This is a genomic window from Streptomyces sp. (assembly GCF_036566765.1).
Classification (GTDB): Bacteria; Actinomycetota; Actinomycetes; order Streptomycetales; family Streptomycetaceae; genus Streptomyces.
The window spans coordinates 14,144-35,838 of sequence record NZ_DATCVQ010000500.1 but is presented as its reverse complement, the minus strand read 5'-3'; the positions used below and the strand labels follow the sequence as shown (position 1 = coordinate 35,838).

Sequence of the window (21,695 nt, the reverse complement as noted above, 5' to 3'; positions counted from 1 at the left end):
GACGAAGACGACGCCAAGGACGCCCGCGACGCGCAGCAGAAGGTCCTCGACGCGCGCGCGGACATCCTCCGCGAGGCCATGAAGGACGCCAAGAAGAACGAGGGCGTCCACACCCAGCCGCAGTTGCTGGACGGCCTGCTGGAGCGGGCGAAGGACAACCCGGACCCGACCAAGAAGGAGATCGGGAAGAAGGAGGCCGCCGATGCGCTCGACGACCTCACGCAGCTGACCCGGCAGAAGAACGTCGAACCGCTCAGCCGTCAGAGGCTGACCGAGAACGTGCTGAACGCCAAGGATTCCGACAAGCTGGCCGAGAACCTGGCCGAGGCCAACATCACCCAGCGTGTCGCCGCGAACGAGGCGGATCCCGCCTCCACCGTGTACTCGGGTGTGGGCGACAACAAGAAGCGCTCGGTCCTGCCGGACGGCAAGGGCGGCGAATTCGACATCCAGGGCATCCCTGACGCCGACGTCCTGTACCGGGGCAAGGACGGCACCGTCAACGTGGTCGAGGTCAAGAACAAGGCGAACGCCGCCACCCAGGCGTCGCTGGCCGCCCAGGTCAAGCGACTCGGCGACTGGCAGAAGGCGGAACCCGGTCGGAAGGCCCGCTACGAGCTCGGCAGCATGGAGCGCTGGGACAAGATCTTCGACGAGTTCCAATACCACCACCAGAGCAAGACGGACAAGCGGAACGGCGTGCCCAAGACGCGGCCCGACGGCACCCCCGCGACGCACATGGCGCAGAACGACGTGGGGATCCGTGTCGGCGGCTGGGACCTCTCGCCGTCGCAGCTCAAGCAGATGAACGACAAGTGGAACGCCAAGTCCGACTCCGAGAAGTACGAGGCCCGGATGACCGGCAAGATGAAGGATCCGGCGACGGCCATGGAATACCTGGGAGTGAAGTGACGAGCGCACGTTCCGACCTCGACGTGGTGGCAGCGGCGCTCGCCGCCGTGCCGCCCGTCGGGTACGGCTGGACGGATGAGATGCAGGACCTGTTCGAGCGCTTCCTGCGTGAGGCGGACCTGGCGCTTCCACAGGAGTACCGGCAGAAGTTCGAGCAGCAGCGGGAACGGCAGCGGTTGTCCTCCTCCACCCATGAAGTGTGGTGGTCTCTCAAGAAGCGCCTGGAAGACGGCGACCTGGGCTCTGCCGAGCAGGCCGAGGCCGCGGAGCTGGCGGAGCGTTGCGTACGGGCCCAGTTCGTGGCGCACGACGCGGTGAGCCTCCTGCACACGCTGGGCCGTCCGGTCGGCGAGGAGGTCCTGCTGCGGCTGGTGCGGGACCCGTCGGTGGACGAGTACGACCGGGCCTGGGCGCGGGAGTGGCTGATCCGGATGCGCCGGCCGGACTACGACGCCCGCGCCCGGGAGTCCATCGAGGGCGAGGAGCCGCTGCTGCCCGCGGTGGTGCGGGACCTGCCTGTCTCCGGGCCGAGGGGCTGGGAGTGGTACCGCGCTCCGGAGACGCCGGACAACATCGACCGCGCGCGGCGGGTGCTGGAGGCCCTCCTGCCCGCCGAGCGCCTGACACGGCCCGAGCCACCGCCCGAGTGGGAGGGCGACGAGGACGACGAAGAGGACGAGCGGCCGGAGTGGATCGACGTCCGTATCGTGCAGCGGGACATGATGCCGTACCCGCGTCTCGTCACCCGGGAGCGGATGACCGAGCTACAACGCGAGTGTGAGCTGCTGGGTCTCGACGTCAGCGCCGAGGGCTTCGTCGATCAGTGGGGCACGCGGATCGGGATATGGATCGCCGCCGGGGCGTTCCACCATCTCGGGTTCCTCGGCTACCGCCGGCCCGACGAGGTCACGCCGTGGGCTATGGATCTTGCCCAGCGGTACGTGGAGTGCGATGCCGCCGCGGACGAGGCGTTGTACATGCTGAGCTACATGAACGAGCACCCGTACAGCCGCGAGGTCCTGGCCCGCCTCGCGGCGGACACCTCACTGCGGCCCGAGGTCCGGACGAGGGCCGAGGGCGCCCTGAGGTAAGTGGAGGGGTGCCCTCCGCCGCGGTCCCGCCCCTTGGTTACACTCCCCGCGCCATATCGCGAGGACAAGGGGCGGGACAGTCATGAGTGTCGATTCCACGGTGTCGGGTCTGCTGCGGCAGATCGCCACTCAGGACGTCGTCGAGGTGCGGGACGAGATGGGCAGCCTCAAGCGGGTCGCCGTCCGGGCCGCCGTCGTCGAGCAGTACGGCTTCGAGTACGGCGCGTCCTGGCGTGAGGGGCACAACAAGTCGATCCTGGTCGCGTTCCTGTACCGCGACGTCCGCCCCGAGGCACGCGCGCGGGAGGCAGCCACCATCGCCGCCTTCCCGCAGGCCGGCCGGGGCGGCCCCGTCCCCGGGATGCGGCCCGGCACCCTCAAGCCGCTCCCTGAGGCCGAGCAGGCCGTCGCACACCTCAAGGACCGCATCGCCTTCGACGTGACGGCCGAGGCCGCGAGCGCCAAGCAGAAGCGGTTCGTCTGGGCGATCACGGCCGGCCTGGTGCTGACGCTGCTGATCTGCGGGCTCTACCTCGGCGCCCTGATCGGCGGCGCGCTGCTCGCCGGATTCCTGCTGGCGGCCTTCAGGATCGGTGACGTACGGCGTCGGAAGATCACCGAGCGGCTGACCGCCGCCGGGTTCGCCGCCGTACGGGACGAGCACGGACGGCAGCGGTTCCTGCGCCCCGGCCAGCAGCTGCCGGGGCACGCCAACCCGTTCGCGGGCTGAGCACTCCCCTTGCAGACGCGGGAGCTCTAGACGGACACCGCCAGGACGTACCCCCCGGCCATCATCTCGTCGCACAGCGCCTTGCAGGCGCCGAAGTGCTGCGCGAACTCCGGCTTGGTCTTCCAGGCGGCCTGCGACTCCGCGTCGCGCCAGGACGCGAAGGAGAGGAAGTGGCCGGGCGCGGCCGTGTCGCGGATGAGCCGGGCGGACAGGAACCCGTCGTTGTCCTTCTTGGTCCAGGTCAGGAAGGCCGTCCAGGCTTCGACGAACTCGTCCTCCCTGCCCTCGGAGACCCGCCAGTTGCCGGACGCCCAGAACTTGCTGTCCTCGGTCATGGCACACCACCTCGATGGAAGCGCCCCTGCCACCAGGCTAGGCCGCTACCCGCCGGTCGTCAGCGGTCCGAGGTGACGGTGACCTTCTCGTCGTTCTGGATCTGGGTCACCAGCTGCTTCACCTTCGGCATGTCCCACTTCAGGGAGCCCTGCGGCGCGCTGCCGGAGATCGGCATGTTCATGGACTTGCCGTCGCCGCCGCTGATGCCCTTCATCGCGAAGAACATCTTGCCGAGGTCGTACAGCGACATCTCCTTGTCCACGATCAACGTGTCCATGCCCGCGCCCAGCGTCGGGTACAGCTTGAACGGGTTGAGGATCGTGCCCGGCGTCGCCGCCTGGTTGGCCAGCGCGGACAGGAACTTCTGCTGGTTCTTCGTACGCGCCAGGTCCGACTCGGCGAAGGCGTACCGGGTCCGTACGAACGCCAGCGCCTGCTCGCCGTTCAGGGTCTGCTCGCCGGCCTGGAAGTTCGCGCCGGAGTTCTTGTCCTTGAAGCCCTTCTCGATGTTCATGTCGACCCCGCCGAGCGCGTCGACGATGTTCGCGAAGCCGGCGAAGCCGATCTCCGCGTAGTGGTCGATGCGCAGGCCGGTGTTGAACTCGACCGTGCGCACCAGCAGCTCCGGCCCGTCCATCGCGTACGCCGCGTTCAGCTTGGAGCCGCCGCGCGCCTTGTACGTCTTGCCCGACTCCGAGCCGACGAAGGAGGGGATCGTCACCCACGAGTCACGCGGCAGCGAGACCATCGTGTTCCCGCTGGAGCAGGCGGCGAGGATCATCATCGAGTCGGTCCGCTTGCCCTCGGCGGAGCCGGTGTGCAGCTTCTTCTTCTCCTCGGCGGACATGCCCTCACGGCTGTCCGAGCCGACGATCAGGTAGGTCGTGCAGTCGCCCGCCTCGGGGCGCTCGATGACCTTGGCGAGGTCGACCTCGTTGCGCATCTGCGAGCTGGCCCAGGCGTACGTGCCCACGCCCCAGGCGAGCACGGCGACGACCAGCACGATCGAGCCGACCTTGATCCGGCGGCGCCAGTCCGGGGCGGCGGGGCCGTAGCCGTCGTCGTAGTACGGGTCGCGCGGCGGCGGGACCGTGCCCCGGCCTCCGGCCTGCTGGCCGCCGTAGACCTGGCCGGAGCTGTACCCGGAGTCGTAGCCGGCGCCCTGCGCCTGCGTGTAGTTCCCGTACCCCTGGCCGCCCTGGTCGTACCGCTGCTGCCCGGGCTGCGGCGGTACGGGCGGCCGCTGCCGCTGCACGTGTCGCATCGCGCGCGGGCCCTCGGGCTCGTCGTTGCTGCTGCCGTGTCCGTATCCGCCTTGCCAGTCACTCATGCGGAACAGTGTGCCGTCCGCCCCGAGCGCCCCGACAGGCCGGGGGGAAAATCGCACCGGCCCTGTTGCCAAGCTGATGCAAAGGTGACCGTGCCGAAGCACGTCGCGAAGCTCCGCATAAGGTGGAGGGCATGACAGATCAGGGCGACATCCCGGGCAAGCCCACCGCCGCGTCGCGCACCACCCTCAGCCACATCATGACGAGCCACGACACCAACCTCCTCGGGACGGTGCACGGCGGAGTGATCATGAAGCTCGTGGACGACGCCGCCGGGGCCGTCGCCGGCCGTCACTCCGGAGGCCCGGCCGTGACCGCCTCCATGGACGAGATGGTCTTCCTGGAGCCGGTTCGCGTCGGCGACCTGGTCCATGTGAAGGCGCAGGTCAACTGGACCGGCCGGTCCTCCATGGAGGTCGGCGTCCGGGTGCTCGCCGAGCGCTGGAACGAGTCCACCCCGGCCCAGCAGGTCGGCTCCGCGTACCTGGTCTTCGCCGCGGTCGACGCGGACGGCAAGCCGCGGCCGGTGCCGCCGGTGGTCCCGGAGACCGAGAAGGACCGCCGCCGCTACCAGGAGGCCCAGATCCGCCGCACCCACCGGCTGGCCCGCCGCCGCGCGATCAAGGAGCTGCGCGAGCGCCGCGCCGCCGAGGGCTACGAGGACTGAGAGTCCCCGCCAAAGGGCCCCTCACCCGCACACCACCTGGTCCCCGGTCACCGCGTCGAACTCGCCCTGGTGGGTCTCCTCCGGCCGGACCGGGGTCACGCCCTTGTAGTCCGTGCCCGCCGTCACCCGCAGCGTCCGCCCCTGCCCTGGGACGGCCTTCAGTTCGCACCCCGGCAGCGCGGCGGCCAGCGACTTCGCCGAGCGGTCCCAGCGCGGGTCGTACGTCACCAGGGTGCGCCGCAGCGCCGGACCCCTGCCGTTGAGCGGGGCCCCGGTGGTGTCGAAGCCGGTGCCGCGCAGCGCCGCGTCCACCTTGCGGCCCAGCCCGTCCGTCCGGGTCCCGTTGTAGACCTGGACCCGGATCTGCCGCGGCGGGACGTCCACCACGACCCGGCGCACCACGGCGCCGCCCGTGCGGTGCGGGGCAAGCGGCTTGTCCTCGCGCAGCGCCCGGAACAGTTTGCGGGCCTTCTTCGCGTCCCACTTCACGGTCGAGCCGATCCCCTTCACGGGGAAGCTCGCGTTGCCGACCGGCACCGAGACGAACTCCGACGAGGCCGGGCCGAAGCCGCGCATCGCCTTCGCGAGCGCCAGCATCCGGTCAGCGCCGAAGCCCTGGTCGGCCCGTACCGAGCTCAGCACGGTCGTGGCGACCTCGCGGAACCTCACCGGGTTCAGCAGCACCCCGTTGCTCGTGATCCGGTGGATCAGCGCCGCCAGGAACCGCTGCTGGCGCTGCATCCTGCCGAGGTCAGCGGCCCCGTCGACGTGCCGGGAGCGGACGTACTGCAGCGCCTGCCCGCCGCCGAGCCTGTGCCGGCCGGCGGGCATGTCGAGGCCGGTGTACGTGTCCTTCATCGGCTTCGCCGTGCAGATCTCCACGCCGCCGACCGCGTCCACCGTCTTCATGAAGCTGGTGAAGTCGACCTCCAGATAGTGGTCGATCTTGACGCCGGTCATGTTCTCGACGGTGCGCACGGTCAGACCGGGCCCGCCCTCCGCGTACGCGGCGTTCAGCTTCACCGGGTGCGCGTCGTGGTGCTTTCCGGTGGTCGCGTCGACGTGCTCGGGCATCTCGGCGTACGAGTCGCGGGGCAGGCTCACCACGCTGGCCCGCTCCCGGTCCTCGGAGACGTGCACCAGCATGACCGTGTCGGTGCAGTGGCAGGGCGCGCCGCCGAGCCGGTACTTCTCCTTGTCCGCCTTGGTGATCTTCTCCCGGCCGTCGGTGCCCACGACCAGCACATTCATCCCGTGCCCGGCCTGCGGGCGGTTCTTCATGTCCTTGAAGGGGTCGATCCGGTCGATGCCGCTGTCGAGCCCGGTCATCAGGGCGTGCCCGATTCCGCCCGCGCCGAGGACGAGCACCGACAGCGTCGTCGCCGCACGCATGCCCCACCGGGGCCGCTCTTCCCGTCTGACGCGGCGGGCCGGGGCGGGACGGCGGCCGGCCGGCCGGGGACGGGGCGAGCGGGGCGGCGTGGGCACCGGGGACACCTCCGCGTGGGTGAAGGGGGACCGTGAGCACGGTAGGCCCATACGATCAGCGGCAGCGGGCACCGGACCCCGCGGCGCGCGACCGTGTCCCCCGTTCGCGGTAACGTGGCGGGCAATACTGCTGTCTCCTGGGGGGCGACCCCCAGACCCCCGAGGAACCAATGCCCCCCGTCTCCGTGATCATGCCGGTCCTCAATGAGGAGCGGCACCTGCGCAACTCGGTCCGTCACATCCTCGAGCAGGAGTACGACGGCGAGATGGAGGTGGTGATCGCGCTCGGCCCGTCCACGGACCGTACCGACGAGATCGCCGCCGAACTCGTCCGAGAAACCGCATCCGACAGCCGAGCGCGGGTCCACACCGTGCCCAACCCCACGGGCCGTACGCCCGCCGCGCTCAACGCGGCGATCAAGGCGTCCCGCCACCCGATCGTGGTGCGCGTCGACGGTCACGGCATGCTGTCGCCCGACTACATCGCCACCGCGGTCCGCCTCCTTGAGGAGACCGGCGCGCAGAACGTCGGCGGCATCATGCACGCCGAGGGCGAGAACGACTGGGAGCACGCGGTCGCCGCCGCGATGACCTCCAAGGTCGGCGTCGGCAACGCGGCGTTCCACACCGGCGGCGCGGCCGGTCCGGCCGAGACCGTGTACCTGGGTGTCTTCCGCCGTGAGGCGCTGGAGCAACAGGGCGGCTACAACGAGGAGTTCATCCGAGCCCAGGACTGGGAGCTGAACTTCCGGATCCGCGAGGCGGGCGGCCTGATCTGGTTCTCGCCCGAGCTGCGCGTCCAGTACCGGCCGCGGCCGAGCGTGCGCGCGCTGGCGAAGCAGTACAAGGACTACGGGCGTTGGCGGCACGTGGTGGCCCGCTACCACCAGGGCTCGATCAACCTCCGCTACCTCGCCCCGCCGACCGCGCTCTGCGCGATCGCGGCCGGCCTCGTGGTCGGCGCGACGCTCACCCCGCTCGGCTTCGTGATCCCGGCCGGCTACCTCGCCGCGATCACCGCGGGCTCGGTCCCGGCGGGCAAGGGGCTGCCGCTGAAGGCCCGGCTGCAGATCCCGGTGGCGCTGGCGACGATGCACATGTCCTGGGGGTACGGCTTCCTCACCAGCCCGCGCGCGCTGGCCAGGAAGGTCATCGCGAGCCGCCGCCCGGCCGTGACGACGACCACCGTCTGACCCGGATACCTCCGGATACGTACGGAAGAGGCCGCCCGGTGCACGATGCACCGGGCGGCCTCTTCCGTGTAGTCGCCCCCTACGGACCGGTCAGCTCTTGCCGTCCCATCGGTAGACGTCGTAGATGTCCATGCAGGCCACCTTGTCGTCCGCGCCCTCGGGCAGGTCGCCCGCCTCCGTCTTCGGCTTCTTGAAGGCGGCGCCCTCGCGCCAGTCCGCGCCGATGACGAGGGTGATGCCCTCGGCCTTGTCGTCGGCCCGGACCGCCGTCGGCGGCAGGCCGAGCGCCGTGGCGACGGACAGGGCGTCGGACTTGCCCTGCTCGCCCGCGCTCTTGGGGTACTTGACCACCGTGTCCTTGCGCGGCTCCGCGCTCTGCGAGGACTCGGCCCCGGTGAAGCCCTTGCTCTTCAGGGTGTCGGCCACGCTGCGGGCCCGGCCCTTGACGGACGGCTCACCGCCGCCGCCGGTGCCGTTGACCACCGTGACGCCGATGGTGCCCGGCGCGGCCGCGGGCGGCCCGCTCGGCTTCGCCGTCGGGGACGTGGACGGCTTCGTGGCGTCCTTCGGGTCGCCGTTCTTGTCGAAGGCGACGTCCTCGCGGAGCATCGACCACATCTTGTCGGCGGACTTCGGGGTCATCTGGAGCCAGTTGTCGTTCCCGACGTACTCGACCGTGGGGACCGTCGCCGTGCTGAGCCGGTCCACCTTGACGTTCTTGAGCTGCATCGACAGGTCGAACAGCTTCGCCACCGACTTGATCTCGTCGGAGACCGTCAGCGCCTTGGTGGCCGCCTCCGCCAGACCCGTCAGCCGGCCCGTGTTGGTCCAGGCGTTCTGCTCCTGGAGCTTCTTGAACATCCCGTTCATGTACATGTGCTGGGCCTTGGCGCGGTTCTGGTCGTTGCCGAACGCGTGCCGGGTGCGCAGCCACTGGAGCGCCTGCTCGCCCTTGACCTCGGTGGTGCCCTTGGGCAGCTTGAGGCCGGAGCCGCCGGAAACCCGCCGGGTCGGCTTGTCGTGCACGCCGGTCTTCACGCAGACCGGGACGCCGCCGATCTCGTCCGCCATCGAGACCACGCCCGCGAAGTCGATCATCATCCAGTGGTCGACGTAGACCCCGGTGAGGCTCTCCCACGTGGTGAGGGTGCAGCCGGGACCGCCGCGCTGCAGCGACTCGTTGATGGGCCGGTTCGTCGTCTCGGGGAAGGTCTCGCCCTTCTCGCCCTTGCACTCCGGGATCTTGACGACCGTGTCGCGCGGGATGGAGACGATCGAGGCGTTCTTCCGGTCGGCCGAGACGTGCAGCAGCATCTGCACGTCGGCGAGCGGCTTGCGGTCCCGGTCGTTCTTCCCGCCGCCGAGCTCCACGTTCTTGGGGTCCGCGCGGCTGTCCGAGCCGATCAGCAGGATGTTCAGCGGGGTGTCGCCGAGCGCGTTGGGCTTGGCCTTCTTCACACCGCTCTCGCCGCCGCTGCGGCTGCCGCCGCGCAGGTTGCCGTTGAGGTGCTGGTAGTACAGGTAGCCCGCGCCGGCCGTGCCGAGTATCAGCAGCGACAGAACCGCCGCCACCCACTTGAATATCCGGCGTTTGCCGGACTTCTTGGCGCGGCGGCGCGGCCCCCCGCGCCGGTGCCCCGTACCGCCGCCGGCGTCGTCGGATCCGCCCCCGCCGGAACCGCCGGGCCGTACGCGGAGGCCCATGGTGCCGCCGTCCTCGTACAGGCTGTCGTCCCAACCGTGTTCGCGGGCGTGCGGAACGCGTTGTTCCCGCGCCCCCTCCCTAGGCACGCTGCTCTGTCCCACCCCTGGTCCCCCTCAATGCTCAGGCGTCCCCGCGGATCCCCCTCGGGTCACGCGGCACACACCTTCTTGTCTGCTTCAACCTTGTCGATGTCCGGCACCTTGGCCGGTCCGGTGAGGGGCACCCCCGCGCCCTTGAAGTCCGCGCCGAGGATCAGCGTCATCGGCTCCTTCGCACCGGCTTCCTGCGTGCCCTGCTTGAGCGCAGTGGCGGGCAGGCCCATCAGGTCCGCGAGCTTGCGGGCCTGGTCGGCCTGGTTCGGCGCGTACGTCAGGGTCGTCAGCGCCGCTTTCTCCGGGGCGTTGCTCTTGTTCGTGGACCGCGAGACGCCCTGCTCGTTCTGCAGCCAGTTGATCGTGTTCTGCGCGGCGCCCTGGATGCCGCTGCCGTTGTACACGTCGACGCGCACCTGGTTGGTTTCCGCGCGCGGTCCCTTCAGAAGCGCGGCCTGGGCGCCCGCCTTGGCGTTCTTGGCGTCCTGTTCCTTCTTCTTCACCTCGGTGAGCGAGGTGTCGGACTTCATGAGCGTGAACAGCTGCTGCGCCTTCTCCGGGTGCGGGACGACCGTCGCCTTGATCTTCTCGGCGGGGTTGTCGATGACCGGCAGCGTCGCGAAGGTGATGTTCTTCGGGTCGACCGTGACGAGTTCCTTGGCCAGGTCGGAGAGCTTGGAGATGGTCCCTATGCCCGTGTCGACGGTCAGCGCGTTGGTGGCCGCCTCGGCGAGCCCGTACAGCTTGGTCGGGCTGGTCAGCGTCTCGTCCGACTTCATCTGGCGGATCATCGAACTCAGGAACTGCTGCTGGACCTTGATCCGGTCCAGGTCGCTCTCGTTGCCGAAGCTGTGCCGGGTGCGCACGAAGGCCAGCGCCTGCTCGCCCGCGACGACGGACTCGCCCTTCGGCAGGTTCAGCTTGGAGTCCTTGTCCTTGACCGGCTTGGCCAGACAGACCTTCACGCCGCCGACGGCCGTCGTCATCTCCTTGACGGCGTTGAAGTCGGCCATCATGAAGTGGTCGACGGTCAGCCCGGTGAGTTCCTTGACCGTGCGCATGGTGCAGCCGGGGTCGCGTCCCGCCTGGCCCAGGCTGGTGTTGAAGCGGACGTCGGTCTCGCCGGGGATGACCTTCGTGCCCTCCTGCGTCTTCGTCTCGCAGTCGGGGATGTCCGTCTTCAGGTCGCGCGGGATCGACATCGCCGTGGCGTTGGTCCGGTCCGCGGAGACATGGAAGAGGATCGTGGTGTCGGCGTGCCCGGGGCTGTTCTTGTCGCCGTAGCCCGCGTTGCCGTCGCCGGTGCGCTTGTCCGTGCCGATCAGCAGGATGTTGAAGGCCTGGCCCTTCTTGAACCCGCCGCCGCTCGCACCGGCCACGTCGACCGTCTTGATGTTGCCGTTGAAGTGCTCGTAGAGCGCGTACGCGCCCACGGCGCCGGCGGCGACGACGAAGGCCGTCACGCCGCCGGTCCACATCAGGGCCTTCTTCCTGCGGGACTGCGCCGTCTTGCGCTTGCGGCGGCCGGCCGGCGGCTCGCCGCCGCCGTTGCGGCCGCCCTGTCCCTCGGCAACCCTGCGCCTGCGCTGGCCGGGTACCGGAGGGGCGTCGGCGGCGGCACCGGAACGGCGCTCACCGCCGCGCGTCGGGTCGGCGCCTCTGGGGGGAGGAGGGGTCGCGCCACGGGGGCGGGAGACGGGTGCCGACTGCCCAGCGGAACGGTCCAGTCGCAGTTCGTAGTTGCCGGTCCTCGGGTTCAGTACCCACTGGTCGGCGGGGTCGATCTCGTCCGCCCGTCCACGGCTGTGCGCGTCCACGGTTGCTTGAGTCCTCCGTCGGTGCCACGCGAGGCGCCTCCCCCGGCAGGCGCTCGGTTCTTCGATCATCAGAGTGCACGCGGTCGGCGCACCGGATCGCGTCACACTATCCGCCCAGTTCAGCGTGGGGCGACGTCCGTGACAAATTCCACGCCCCTTACAACCGGGCAATTCGCTCAAACACCGTTTCCTGTGCGTTGTGCCTTGGGCATCGCTTTACCTGTTTGCTTGCGCGTGACGCTCCGGACACATCAGGAAGCGCGCGCCACGCGTCAGTCACGCGCGCCATGCGTCGCGCGCGCCGCCCGTCACACGCGCCGCCCGTCAGGCGCAGGCGCCCTCGGCGGCATTGCGCCCGGAGAAGGTCGGCGCCGGCTCGGGGCTCTGGCTGCCGGGCTCGTCCGGCTTGCCGTCGTCCTCCGGGCCCGGGGCGACCACGACCGGCCGGTCCTCGCGCAGCCGCTTGAACAGGTCGTTCGCTGCGGGTTGTACGAGTTCGTCCCGGTTCGGGTCGTACGTGTACGGCCGCCTCGGCACCGTGAGGAACTGCACCTTCTCCGTCGGCACGCTCCGCATCGAGCGCGCCAGGTCGTACAGGTCCCGCAGCGAGTCGAGCCCCGGATCGGTGGTGATCGCCTTGGTCGCCGCGTCGAGCACCGGGTACAGCTTCGTCGGGTTCAGCAGGACGCCGTTGCTCTGGACCTTGTTGACCAGCGCGCCGAGGAACTGCTGCTGGCGGTCCATGCGTTCGGTGTCGCTGCCGTTGCCGATCGACTTGCGGGCCCGTACGAAGCCCAGCGCCTGCTCGCCCCGGAGCGTCTGCCGCCCGGCCGGCAGCTTCAGATGCGCGTCCGGGTCGTTCACCGGCTCCCGCAGGCAGACCTCCACGCCGTCCACGGCGTCGACCATCTTCTTGAAGCCGCGGAAGTCCACCACCATGTGGTGATCGATCCGGATCCCGGTCAGCCCCTCCAGGGTGCGGATCGTGCACGCCGTCCCGCCGAACCCGAAGGCCCAGTTGAACTGGGCCCACTGCGCACGCGTGCGCGTTCCGTCCGGTTTGCGGCAACTCGGGATCCACACCATCAGATCGCGCGGCACCGAGACCGCCGTCGCGCTGGACCGGCCCGCCGCCAGATGCAGCAGGATCGTGGTGTCCGAGCGCTCCGAGCCCTTGTCGCGGCCGTACTTCTTGTTGCCGCTGCCCGCGCGGGTGTCGGAGCCGATCATCAGGATGTTCTGCGCACCGAGCGCCCCGGGGCTGGGGCTGGGGCGCTCCTTCTCGAAGGCGCGCAGCTCGGCCTCGGCGGTGGTGTCCGTCGTGATGTTGCCGTCGAGCTTGCGGTACAGCCACCAGCCGGTGCCGGCCGCGCCCAGGAGGATCACCGAGCAGCCCAGGGCCGTCCAGCGCAGCCAGTGCCGCTTGCGCCGCGTGTCCGCACGGGTGCCCGGCTCCCCGTCGCCCGCCGGTCCGTCCGGCCCGGCGGGTGTGCCTGCACTGTCCGTCACGTCTGGGTCCCGTCCGTCGAGGGGTCTGCGGCGCGTACCCGCCGATCATCCACCGGCGTTGACGCGCGGGCCCGGGGACTCGGCGCGTCGCTGCGCCGGACGGGTGGCGGGCGGGCGGCGGACGGTCGGTTCACGGTACGGGGAGGTCGTCGAGGGTCACTCGGCGCTACGGGCAGGCTGTCGAGGGTCACTCGACGCTACGGGTGACCCGCTCGCTCTCCACCCGCTTCGCCAGCCCGTCCGCGTCCAGTGCGTCGAGGTTCCGGCACAGGACGACCGAGCCGCCCGCCGCCAGGGGCGCGTACAGCCCGGCCGAGACGCCCTCCCAGGAGTCGTACGGGCGGCCCGAGAGCAGCCGCGCCCCGGGGCCGAGGCCGAGCGCCTCCGCATCCGACCGCGCCCGCTCCACGAGCTGGGCCCCCGTCAGCTCCAGGCCCGACACGGAGAGCGCGGCGGCGTCCGGGTCGACCGGGACGAACGGGGCGAACCGGTCACCCTGGCTCGGCACCTCGACCGCGTAGTCGGCGTACCCGGCGGGCGGGGTCGGGAAGCGGCGGCCGAGCGGGGCGAGCGAGAGCGCGATCCGCTCCCCGGAGCAGGCCAGGCCCTCGTCGAACCGGCCCGGTCCGGCGACCACGAGGTCGGCGCCGGCCGGGTCGCCGCCGAGCTCGGCGGTCACGCCGACGGACGAGCAGGCGAGCAGCCAGACGGCGGTCTGCCAGTGGGCCGGCAGCAGCAGCGCGAGGCGATCCCCGGGCTCGGCGGAGAGCTCGCCCTGGAGAAGGTTGGCGGTCTTCGCCACCCAATTGGCGAAGGTGGCCACGGACAATTCGACGCGCTCACCGGTGGCGTCGTCGTAGAAGGTGACCAAGGGGCGGGCCGGGTCCGCGGCGAGCGCGGATCGCAGCAGGTCGGCGGGGGTGCGGTCGGTGGCGTTCACGCGCGCAAGGGTACGCGGGCGGGGGAGCGGGGGACCGCCGTACCGGTGACCCGGTCCTCCGGTCGGACCGACGCACCGTCAGTTTCCTTGCGGGATCCCGACGCGCGGAACGGCTCGGGGCCGCCCACGATCTCCCCATGCGTGCCTACCTTGCTACCTCCATCGGCGTCGTGTGTACGGCCGCCCTCGTCCTGCCCCTCGCACCCGCGGCCGGCGCGGCCGCCCCGTCCCCGACCGACCTCCTCACCCCACCGAGCTCGTCGTCCGCGCTGCGCGCGCCGGACTCCCCGGCGGGGGAGACCCAGTCGCTCGCGCTCGACGCTCTCGGCGGCGCCCGCGCGGCCGGCTCCGCCGCCGTGCAGGGGCTGACCCGACGCGACGTCAGACCGTTCTCGCTGGTCGGCGTCGTCTGGGACGACGCCGAGACCGAGCTCCACGGCAGCGTCCAGGTTCGGACCCGGGCCTCGGGCGGCGCAGCCTGGTCCGAGTGGCAGGACGTGGAGACCCACAACCTCGAACACGCCGCCGACCCCGGCACCGCCGAGCGCGAGTCCGGCCCGGCGCGCGGCGCGACCGCCCCGCTGTGGGTGGGCGACTCGGACGGCGTCGAGGTACGCGTCCGGGCCGAGCCCCACGCGCCGCTGCCGGAGGGGCTGCACCTGGAACTGGTGGACCCGGGAGCGGACGTGGGGGCGGAGGTCCCGGCGGACGAGGACGTGCGGAGCGCGTCCCTGCCCGAGGCGGAGGGGACGGTGATCCCGGCGCTCTCCCGCGAGGAGACCGAGGCGGAGTACGCGGCGGAGCACGCGGGGGAGTACGCGGGGGAGTACGGACCGGAGGCGGCGGACCTGACGCGCCGCGCGGCCGCGAAGCCGTTCATCGGCCCCCGCCCCAGGATCATCACCCGGAAGGGCTGGGGCGCGGACGAGCGGCTGCGGGAGAAGAAGTTCGTGTACACGAAGAAGGTCAAGGCGGCCTTCGTGCACCACAGCGCGACCGGCAACAACTACGCCTGCCGTCAGGCCCCCTCCGTCCTGCGCAGTATCTACCGCTACCACGTAGTGAGCAGCGGCTGGCGCGACTTCGGCTACAACTTCGCCATCGACAAGTGCGGAAACATCTACGAAGGCCGCGCCGGGGGAGTGACCAGGGCGGTCATGGGCGCCCACACGCGCGGTTTCAACACCAACAGCATGGGCATCGCGGTCCTCGGCACGTTCGGCTCGAGCTCCCCGCCGTCGGCCGTCGTGAACGCCATCGCACGGCTGACGGCGTGGAAGCTCGGGCTGTTCGGGGCAAATCCGCGCGGCAAGACGTACCTGACGTCGGGTGGGGGGAACCTGTACAAGAAGGGCAGGAAGGTCAGGCTCAACGTCATCTCCGGGCACCGCGACGGTTTCGCGACCTCGTGCCCCGGAGCCCGCCTGTACAAGAAGCTCGGCGACACCCGGACCGCGTCCGCGAGATATCAGGGGCGTGCCTGAAACGACCCCTTACGGTCACCGGTCCGACCATCTGCATAAACTGACCGGTCACATCGCAAGGACGAGCGGTGTGACCGGCCCGAGCAGGAAGCAGAGACGACCGGTGACAGAAGCGATCCTCCTCGTCGGCGGCAAGGGCACGCGGCTGCGGCCGCTGACCGTGAACACGCCGAAGCCGATGATCCCGGCGGCGGGAGTGCCGTTCCTCACCCACCAGCTGGCGAGGGCGCGTGCCGCGGGCGTCGAGCACGTCATCATGGCCACGTCGTACCTGGCGGAGGTCTTCGAGCCGTACTTCGGCGACGGCTCGGAGCTCGGGCTCAGCCTGGAGTACGTGACGGAGGAGGAGCCGCTCGGCACGGGCGGGGCGATCCGCAACGTCGCGTCCCGGCTGCACTCGGGGCCGGACGAGCCGGTCCTCGTCTTCAACGGCGACATCCTGACGGGCCTGGACATCCGGGCCCTGGTCGCCACGCACGCCTCGTCGGGCGCGGATGTGTCGCTGCACCTGACGCGGGTGGCCGACCCGCGCGCGTTCGGCCTCGTGCCGACGGACCCGACGGGGCGCGTCACTGCGTTCCTGGAGAAGCCGCAGACGCCCGAGGAGATCGTCACCGACCAGATCAACGCGGGGGCGTACGTCTTCCGCCGCTCGGTCATCGACACGATCCCGGCGGGGCGGCCGGTGTCGGTGGAGCGCGAGACGTTCCCCGAGCTGCTTTCGTCCGGCGCGCACCTGCAGGGCATGGTCGACTCCACGTACTGGCTCGACCTCGGCACCCCGCAGGCCTTCGTCCGCGGCTCCGCCGACCTGGTCCTCGGCCGCGCCCCGTCCCCCGCGGTCCCGGGCCGCTGCGGCGACCGCCTGGTCCTCCCGTCGGCCAGGGTGGCCCCGGACGCGAAGCTCACGGGCGGCACGGTGGTGGGCGAGGACGCGGTGGTGGGCGCAGGCGCGCAGATCACAGGAAGCGCGATCCTGGCAGGCGCGGTGGTGGAGCCCGGCGCGATCATCACCGACTCCCTGGTAGGCGCCGGCGCCCGAATCGGCGCCCGCACGACGCTGTCCGGCGCGGTAGTGGGCGACGGCGCCCACGTAGCCGAAGACAACGAACTGAGGGAAGGCGTCCGCATCTGGTGCAACGCAACCCTCCCAGCAGGCGCCCTCCGCTTCTCGTCGGACCAGTAGGACAGCGCCCCCGCGTTGTGCACCGGCCCCGCCGGGGCGCCGCCGCCGCGTGCCCACCCGTCCCTCCCCCTAGGACTTCGTCCTGGGGCCCCCACTGCGGGACGATTGCCCACACGGCGGCGGGGAGGCGGGCGCTGCCCGCGCAGGGGCGAGTGGAAGCGGCCGGAATCCCCGCCCACACGGCTAACCTCGTACCCATGGCCGGCCGCTTCGCCCCCCGCACCCCCACCACCCGCACCACCGTGCGCGGCGGCCACGTCCCCGTACCCCGCCCGCGCTCCCTGGAGCTGACGCAGGACACGGACCTCGGCCTCACCCTCGGCCCTCTCCGCCGCGGCCCCGCCGACCCCACCTTCCGCGCCACCCCCGACGGCTCCGTCTGGCGCGCCAGCCGCACCCCCGACGGCCCCGGCACGATCCGGGTGGCCGCCCGGGACGGAGGCATCGCCGCCGAGGCCTGGGGCCCGGGCGGCCCCTGGCTCCTGGACCGCCTCCCCGCCCTCCTCGGCCAGGACGACGACCCCACCGCCTTCGTCCCCCGCCACCGCATCGTCGCCGCCGCCCACCGCCGCCGCGCCGGCCTCCGGCTGACCCGGACCGGCCTGGTCATGGAGTCGCTGATCCCGTCGATCCTGGAGCAGAAGGTCACGACGGACGAGGCGTACCGCGCGTGGCGACTCCTGGTCCGCACGTACGGCGAGCCCGCCCCCGGCCCCGCCCCGGACGGCATGCACGTCATGCCCGACGCGCGGACATGGCGCCAGATCCCGTCCTGGGAGTGGCACCGAGCAGGCGTCGACGACAAGCGCGCGGCAACGATCCTGCGCGCGGCACGGGTAGCCCCGCGCCTGGAGGAGGCGGCCGGCATGGAGCCCCAACAGGCCCAGGAACGCCTGGAGTTGATCCCCGGCATCGGCCCCTGGACCTCGGCGGAGACGATCCAGCGCAGCAACGGCGCCCCCGACGCGGTCACGGTGGGCGACCTCCACCTCCCCGGCATCGTCGGCTACGCCCTGGCGGGCGACCGAACGGCCGACGACGCCGCAATGCTCGAACTACTGGCCCCCTACGAAGGCCAGCGTCACCGCGCGGCCCGTCTGATCCTGCTCAGCGGCCGCGTCCCGCCCCGCAGGGCGCCGCGAATGACACCGGGCAACATCGCGGCACTGTAGGGCCGGGCCCTGCGGGCGCGGCGCGCCAGAACGCCGCGCCCCCGCCTACCGCACCTCGATGAACCCGCCCGCCTGCCGAGCCGCCCGCTCCTTCGGCGGGGCCGCCGGGCGACCGATCGCGACCGCGCCCATCGGGTCCCAGGAGTCCGGCAGCGCCAGAGCGTCCCGTACGACGTCGCGGCAGAACATCGTGGACGACACCCACGCCGAGCCCAGCCGCTCGCCCGCCAGCGCCACCAGGAAGTTCTGCACCCCCGCGCCCGCCGCGACCACGAACATCTCGCGCTCCGCCGTGTCCCGGCGCGCGTCGCCGTAGTGGTGCGAGCCGTCCATGACGAGGCACGGCACCGCGAGGTACGGCGCGTTGCGCAGTACGTCCCCGCGCCGCACCCGCTTCGCGATCGCCTCCTTTGACCTGCCGTCGCGCCGCAGGTCGGCGACCCAGGCGTCGCGCATCGCGTCGAGCAGCCGGGTCCGAGAGGCCTCCGACTCGAGCAGCACGAACCGCCACGGCGTCGTGTGATGCGGCGCCGGCGCGGTGATGGCCGCGGCCACCGCCCGCCGTACGGCGCCCGGGTCCACGGGGTCGTCGGTGAACTCCCGCACGGTGCGCCGAAGCGTCACCGCCTCCCGCACAGCCTCCGACGTCCCGAGCCGGAACATGTCGTCCTCCGGACTCCGCACCAACGCCCGAGCTCCGATGTCCTCGGCGCCGGCATCCGTACCCGCGTCCGCGCTCGCACCCTCCGAGTCGCCCGCGTCCGTACGCCCGTCCGCGGCGGCACCCGCCGACGCACCGGCGGCCGTCCCAGCCGCCCGGTCGGCGTCCGCCCCCGCCAGGCCCTCCGCGAAGACGACGTGCGCCAGCCCCCGAACCACCGCCACCGGCAACCCCGCCGCCTTGCCCTTCACCAGGTCGCCCGCCGCGGCCAGTTCGTCCGCCGTGGCGACGACGGTCGCGCTGAGCGGGTTGCCGTACGCGTCCGTCCCGCCCCGCAGGTCGTCCAGGACGCGCACGCCCGCCGCGCCGATCGCCACGTCGGTGAGCCCGCTGCGCCACGGCCGGCCGAAGGTGTCCGTGACGACGACGCCGACGTTCACGCCCAGCGCCTCGCGCACGCCCTGCCGGATGCCGCGCGCGGAGGCGTCCGGGTCGACGGGCAGCAACAGCACCGTCCCGGCAGGGGTGTTGGACGCGTCCACGCCGGCCGCCGCCATCACCAGGCCCTGCCGGTTCTCGACGATCCGCAGCGTGCCGCGCCGCGCCACCACGCGCACCGTCTCCGCGTCGATCGCCTCCTCGCGGTCGTCCGCCGCGACGATCCGGCCCTCCGCCTTGCTGACGATCTTGGACGTGATGATCAGGACGTCCCCGTCCACCAGATCCGGCGATGCCGACGCGATGAGCTTCGCCAGGTCGTCCCCGGCCTTCACCTCGGGCAGCCCGGGCAGCGCCCAGACGCGGTACCCGCCCGGTCCGCCGAGACCACCCTCCGGGGCCTCGTACGCCCGTGGAGACGGGGCCCCGGGAACCCCCGCCGCCCCCGACCCCGCCGTCACGCCCGAACCTCGTCCGCCAGCGCCAGCGCCACACGCGCCATCTCCGCCGTCGCCTCGACGTCCGTCATCATCAGCGGCACCGCGCGGCAGCGGATCCCCGCCGCCTCCACCCGCGCCACCGCACCCTCGTCGACCGTGTCGACCAGCCAGCCGTCCAGCAGGCCCGAGCCGTAGTGCTCGGCCACCGCCGCCGCGGTCGACTCCACGCCCACCGCCGCCAGCACCTTGTCCGCCATCCCGCGCACGGGCGCGTCGCCGACGATCGGCGACAGCCCGACCACCGGGACGCCCGCCCCGGCGATCGCCTCGCGGATCCCCGGGACGGCCAGGATGGTGCCCACCGACACGACCGGGTTGGACGGCGGGAAGAGGATGACGTCCGCCTCCGCGATCGCCTCCAGGACGCCCGGCGCCGGCTTCGACGCCTCCGCGCCGACCGGCACGACCGCCTGCGCGTCCACCGAGGCGCGCAGCTTCACCCAGTACTCCTGGAAGTGCACCGCGCGCCGCTCCCCGTCGACCTCGATCGCGACATGCGTCTCGACCCGGTCGTCGGTCATCGGCAGCAGCCGCACGCCCGGCTGCCACCGGGCGCACAGCGCCTCCGTGACCGCGCTCAGCGGAAAACCCGCGCCCAGCATCTGCGTTCGCACGATGTGCGTCGCGAAGTCGCGGTCGCCGAGGCCGAACCACTCCGGCCCCACGCCGTACGCCGCGAGCTCGCCCTTGACCTGGAAGGTCTCGTCCGTCCGCCCCCAGCCCTGCTCCTCGTTGATGCCACCGCCGAGGGTGTACATCACCGTGTCGAGGTCGGGGCAGACCTTCAGCCCGAACAGATGGATGTCGTCACCGGTGTTGCCGATGACCGTGATGTCGGCGTCGGGGGCGGCCTGCTTCAGACCGCGCAGGAAACGGGCACCACCGATGCCACCGGCCAGAACCACAATGCGCATGCAGAGCAGTTTGTCAGGCGGAGACGATCTCCTCGTCCGCCGGGGCGCACTGCGCGGCCGGGTGCGTGGTCTCGTGCATCGGCATCTCGGTCAGGCCCGGGTAGTAGACGTGCAGGCTGACGGCCGGTTCCAGCGCGTCGTTGACGACCTCGTGGACGTACCCGGGCGCGAAGACTCGCTGCGCGCCGCCGCTCAAGGTCCGGCGCCCCCGTTCCGTACGCTCCGTCAGCTCGCCCTCAAGCACGGTCAGCAGGCCGGACGACCGGCCGTGGTCGTGCAGCCCGCTGCCCTGGCCGGGCACCCAGGACAGCAGCCAGACCTCGTACCCGGGTCCGGTACGCAGCCGGTGGTACCAGCGGGTCGTGGCGTCGTACTGGACCAGGTGCGCCCACTGCGCGCGGTCGTCGGCGATCTCGCGGGCGAGGCCGGCGAAGTCGGCCACGGTGGTCGGGTGCTCCTTGGCGGGCTGGAGGAGGTGCGGGACTTCAAGGATGTCGCCGGCGATCTGAAGGTCGCTGTCGCTGTTCATGGGTGCGGTGGTTCCTCGGCAGAACGTGCGGGGGGATGACGTAGATGCAGGGGTGTCGCGAGTGTCGCGGGGGGATCCGGTGCGGGACGACAGGAGACGTCGTCGGAGCGAGCCGGGATCAGTCGCTGGAGCGCTAGGGCATCAACAGCTGGGACAGCAACAGCAACAGCGCGCCTGGACAGCGCTGCGGAACCCACGGACGTGGGTCGCGGTGTGCGCTGAGGTCGCTGGCATGGAATCAAAGGTGACGGGCGAGATCCCCGACTGTCAACCCAATGCCCGATTTGGCGGCAATGATTCACCTCATCCGGTTACTCCATGCGGAGAAAGGTTTGTGCAGTCCTGGGCCAGGAGACATGGCGCAGCAACCGCGCCCGTAAACGCGGCAGGGGCTCCGTGATCGGACTGTGATCCGGATCGCTTCCGTGGCTGGATCGCAACAAGATCGAAGTTTCGGGCGTCTTCCTCGGTAGAGGAGGGGCGGTGCGATCGAGGCGGTGGGTTGTGTCAGGTTTTTGGTGATTTGAACACTTTCCGCATAGCCTTGGTTCCGCAGAGTGAATACCGGGCCCAATAGCAGATCTCGGCTTGACTCTCGCGGAGCGGCGAACTTGTAATTTCACTCGTGTCGTTCGGCCGAAAGGCGACGGCAACGCACGGGGACGCAATGACGGACGAGGGGCGCACATGACCGAGTTGTTCCAGGAACTGCTGGTCGAGGACGCGGACGACGAACTCGGCTGGCAGGAGCGCGCACTGTGCGCGCAGACCGATCCCGAGTCCTTCTTCCCCGAGAAGGGCGGCTCGACCCGAGAGGCCAAGAAGGTCTGTCTCGCCTGCGAGGTCCGCTCCGAATGCCTCGAATACGCCCTGCAGAACGATGAACGATTCGGCATCTGGGGCGGTCTGTCCGAGCGCGAACGCCGCCGCCTCAAGAAGGCCGCCGTCTGAGACGGAGCCGTACCCGACTGCCACCCCAGCACCCCACGAACACCGGTCCGCC

At 71.4% G+C, this 21,695-nt stretch carries 19 protein-coding genes; 9 read left to right on the top strand and 10 right to left on the bottom strand.

Annotation, left to right across the window (positions count from 1 at the left end; translation table 11 throughout):
- The 3 genes from VIU94_RS29200 to VIU94_RS29190 all read left to right on the top strand — a co-directional run.
- The coding region (locus VIU94_RS29200) for a hypothetical protein (protein ID WP_331915768.1) at window positions 1–912 on the top strand (912 nt) is incomplete at its 5' end.
- The gene (locus tag VIU94_RS29195) at window positions 909–2,003 is read left to right on the top strand and encodes a hypothetical protein (protein ID WP_331915766.1); all 1,095 of its coding nucleotides are present in this window, start codon (window positions 909–911) and stop codon (window positions 2,001–2,003) included. The genes VIU94_RS29200 and VIU94_RS29195, both read left to right, overlap by 4 nt.
- An 82-nt stretch (window positions 2,004–2,085) precedes the next feature.
- Window positions 2,086–2,733 (top strand): hypothetical protein, encoded by a 648-nt coding sequence (locus VIU94_RS29190; protein ID WP_331915764.1) that lies wholly within the window; start codon window positions 2,086–2,088, stop codon window positions 2,731–2,733.
- A gap of 26 nt (window positions 2,734–2,759) precedes the next feature.
- Here VIU94_RS29190 and VIU94_RS29185 read toward each other — a convergent pair whose 3' ends face one another.
- Window positions 2,760–3,068, bottom strand: coding sequence for an antibiotic biosynthesis monooxygenase family protein (locus VIU94_RS29185; RefSeq protein ID WP_331915762.1), 309 nt, complete (start codon window positions 3,066–3,068; stop codon window positions 2,760–2,762).
- 59 nt (window positions 3,069–3,127) lie between these two features.
- Complete coding sequence (locus VIU94_RS29180; RefSeq protein ID WP_414721032.1) at window positions 3,128–4,399, bottom strand: LCP family protein; 1,272 nt, start codon at window positions 4,397–4,399, stop codon at window positions 3,128–3,130.
- A gap of 131 nt (window positions 4,400–4,530) precedes the next feature.
- Here VIU94_RS29180 and VIU94_RS29175 point away from each other — a divergent pair, with 131 nt between their 5' ends.
- Window positions 4,531–5,064: an acyl-CoA thioesterase gene (locus VIU94_RS29175; RefSeq protein WP_331915760.1), complete on the top strand. Its 534-nt coding sequence runs from the start codon at window positions 4,531–4,533 to the stop codon at window positions 5,062–5,064.
- A gap of 21 nt (window positions 5,065–5,085) precedes the next feature.
- On the opposite strand, the gene VIU94_RS29170 is transcribed toward VIU94_RS29175, so the two are convergent.
- Window positions 5,086–6,603, bottom strand: coding sequence for an LCP family protein (locus tag VIU94_RS29170; protein ID WP_524540649.1), 1,518 nt, complete (start codon window positions 6,601–6,603; stop codon window positions 5,086–5,088).
- A gap of 119 nt (window positions 6,604–6,722) precedes the next feature.
- Here VIU94_RS29170 and VIU94_RS29165 point away from each other — a divergent pair, with 119 nt between their 5' ends.
- The gene (locus VIU94_RS29165; RefSeq protein WP_331915756.1) at window positions 6,723–7,745 is read left to right on the top strand and encodes a glycosyltransferase family 2 protein; all 1,023 of its coding nucleotides are present in this window, start codon (window positions 6,723–6,725) and stop codon (window positions 7,743–7,745) included.
- A gap of 90 nt (window positions 7,746–7,835) precedes the next feature.
- Here the strand turns inward: VIU94_RS29165 and VIU94_RS29160 are convergent, their stop codons facing one another.
- The 4 genes from VIU94_RS29160 to VIU94_RS29145 form a co-directional block, all read right to left on the bottom strand.
- Window positions 7,836–9,449, bottom strand: a complete 1,614-nt coding sequence (locus tag VIU94_RS29160) for an LCP family protein (RefSeq protein WP_414721034.1) — start codon at window positions 9,447–9,449, stop codon at window positions 7,836–7,838.
- A 149-nt stretch (window positions 9,450–9,598) separates the two neighbouring features.
- The gene (locus VIU94_RS29155) at window positions 9,599–11,359 is read right to left on the bottom strand and encodes an LCP family protein (protein WP_331915752.1); all 1,761 of its coding nucleotides are present in this window, start codon (window positions 11,357–11,359) and stop codon (window positions 9,599–9,601) included.
- Between the two features lie 324 nt (window positions 11,360–11,683).
- The gene (locus VIU94_RS29150; protein WP_331915750.1) at window positions 11,684–12,868 is read right to left on the bottom strand and encodes an LCP family protein; all 1,185 of its coding nucleotides are present in this window, start codon (window positions 12,866–12,868) and stop codon (window positions 11,684–11,686) included.
- 187 nt (window positions 12,869–13,055) lie between these two features.
- Window positions 13,056–13,808: a TIGR03089 family protein gene (locus VIU94_RS29145; RefSeq protein ID WP_331915748.1), complete on the bottom strand. Its 753-nt coding sequence runs from the start codon at window positions 13,806–13,808 to the stop codon at window positions 13,056–13,058.
- Between the two features lie 137 nt (window positions 13,809–13,945).
- On the opposite strand from VIU94_RS29145, the gene VIU94_RS29140 reads away from it, so the two are divergent.
- The 3 genes from VIU94_RS29140 (at window position 13,946) to VIU94_RS29130 (ending at window position 17,650) form a co-directional block, all read left to right on the top strand.
- Window positions 13,946–15,292 carry a peptidoglycan recognition protein family protein gene (locus VIU94_RS29140; protein ID WP_331915746.1) on the top strand — a complete coding sequence of 449 codons (1,347 nt, stop codon included), beginning with the start codon at window positions 13,946–13,948 and terminating at the stop codon, window positions 15,290–15,292.
- 103 nt (window positions 15,293–15,395) lie between these two features.
- A complete protein-coding gene (manB, locus tag VIU94_RS29135; protein WP_331915744.1) occupies window positions 15,396–16,478 on the top strand; it encodes a mannose-1-phosphate guanylyltransferase in 1,083 nt (360 codons plus the stop codon).
- Between the two features lie 197 nt (window positions 16,479–16,675).
- Complete coding sequence (locus VIU94_RS29130; protein WP_331915742.1) at window positions 16,676–17,650, top strand: DNA-3-methyladenine glycosylase family protein; 975 nt, start codon at window positions 16,676–16,678, stop codon at window positions 17,648–17,650.
- A 45-nt stretch (window positions 17,651–17,695) separates the two neighbouring features.
- Here the strand turns inward: VIU94_RS29130 and VIU94_RS29125 are convergent, their stop codons facing one another.
- The 3 genes from VIU94_RS29125 to VIU94_RS29115 all read right to left on the bottom strand — a co-directional run bounded on the left by VIU94_RS29125 (window position 17,696) and on the right by VIU94_RS29115 (window position 20,692).
- The gene (locus VIU94_RS29125) at window positions 17,696–19,102 is read right to left on the bottom strand and encodes a coenzyme F420-0:L-glutamate ligase (protein WP_414721033.1); all 1,407 of its coding nucleotides are present in this window, start codon (window positions 19,100–19,102) and stop codon (window positions 17,696–17,698) included.
- A gap of 104 nt (window positions 19,103–19,206) precedes the next feature.
- Window positions 19,207–20,163, bottom strand: coding sequence for a 2-phospho-L-lactate transferase (cofD, locus tag VIU94_RS29120; protein ID WP_331915738.1), 957 nt, complete (start codon window positions 20,161–20,163; stop codon window positions 19,207–19,209).
- Between the two features lie 13 nt (window positions 20,164–20,176).
- Window positions 20,177–20,692: a cysteine dioxygenase gene (locus VIU94_RS29115; RefSeq protein ID WP_331915736.1), complete on the bottom strand. Its 516-nt coding sequence runs from the start codon at window positions 20,690–20,692 to the stop codon at window positions 20,177–20,179.
- Window positions 20,693–21,379: 687 nt separating this feature from the next.
- On the opposite strand from VIU94_RS29115, the gene VIU94_RS29110 reads away from it, so the two are divergent.
- Window positions 21,380–21,643 carry a WhiB family transcriptional regulator gene (locus VIU94_RS29110; protein WP_318106492.1) on the top strand — a complete coding sequence of 88 codons (264 nt, stop codon included), beginning with the start codon at window positions 21,380–21,382 and terminating at the stop codon, window positions 21,641–21,643.
- Window positions 21,644–21,695 lie beyond the last annotated feature (52 nt).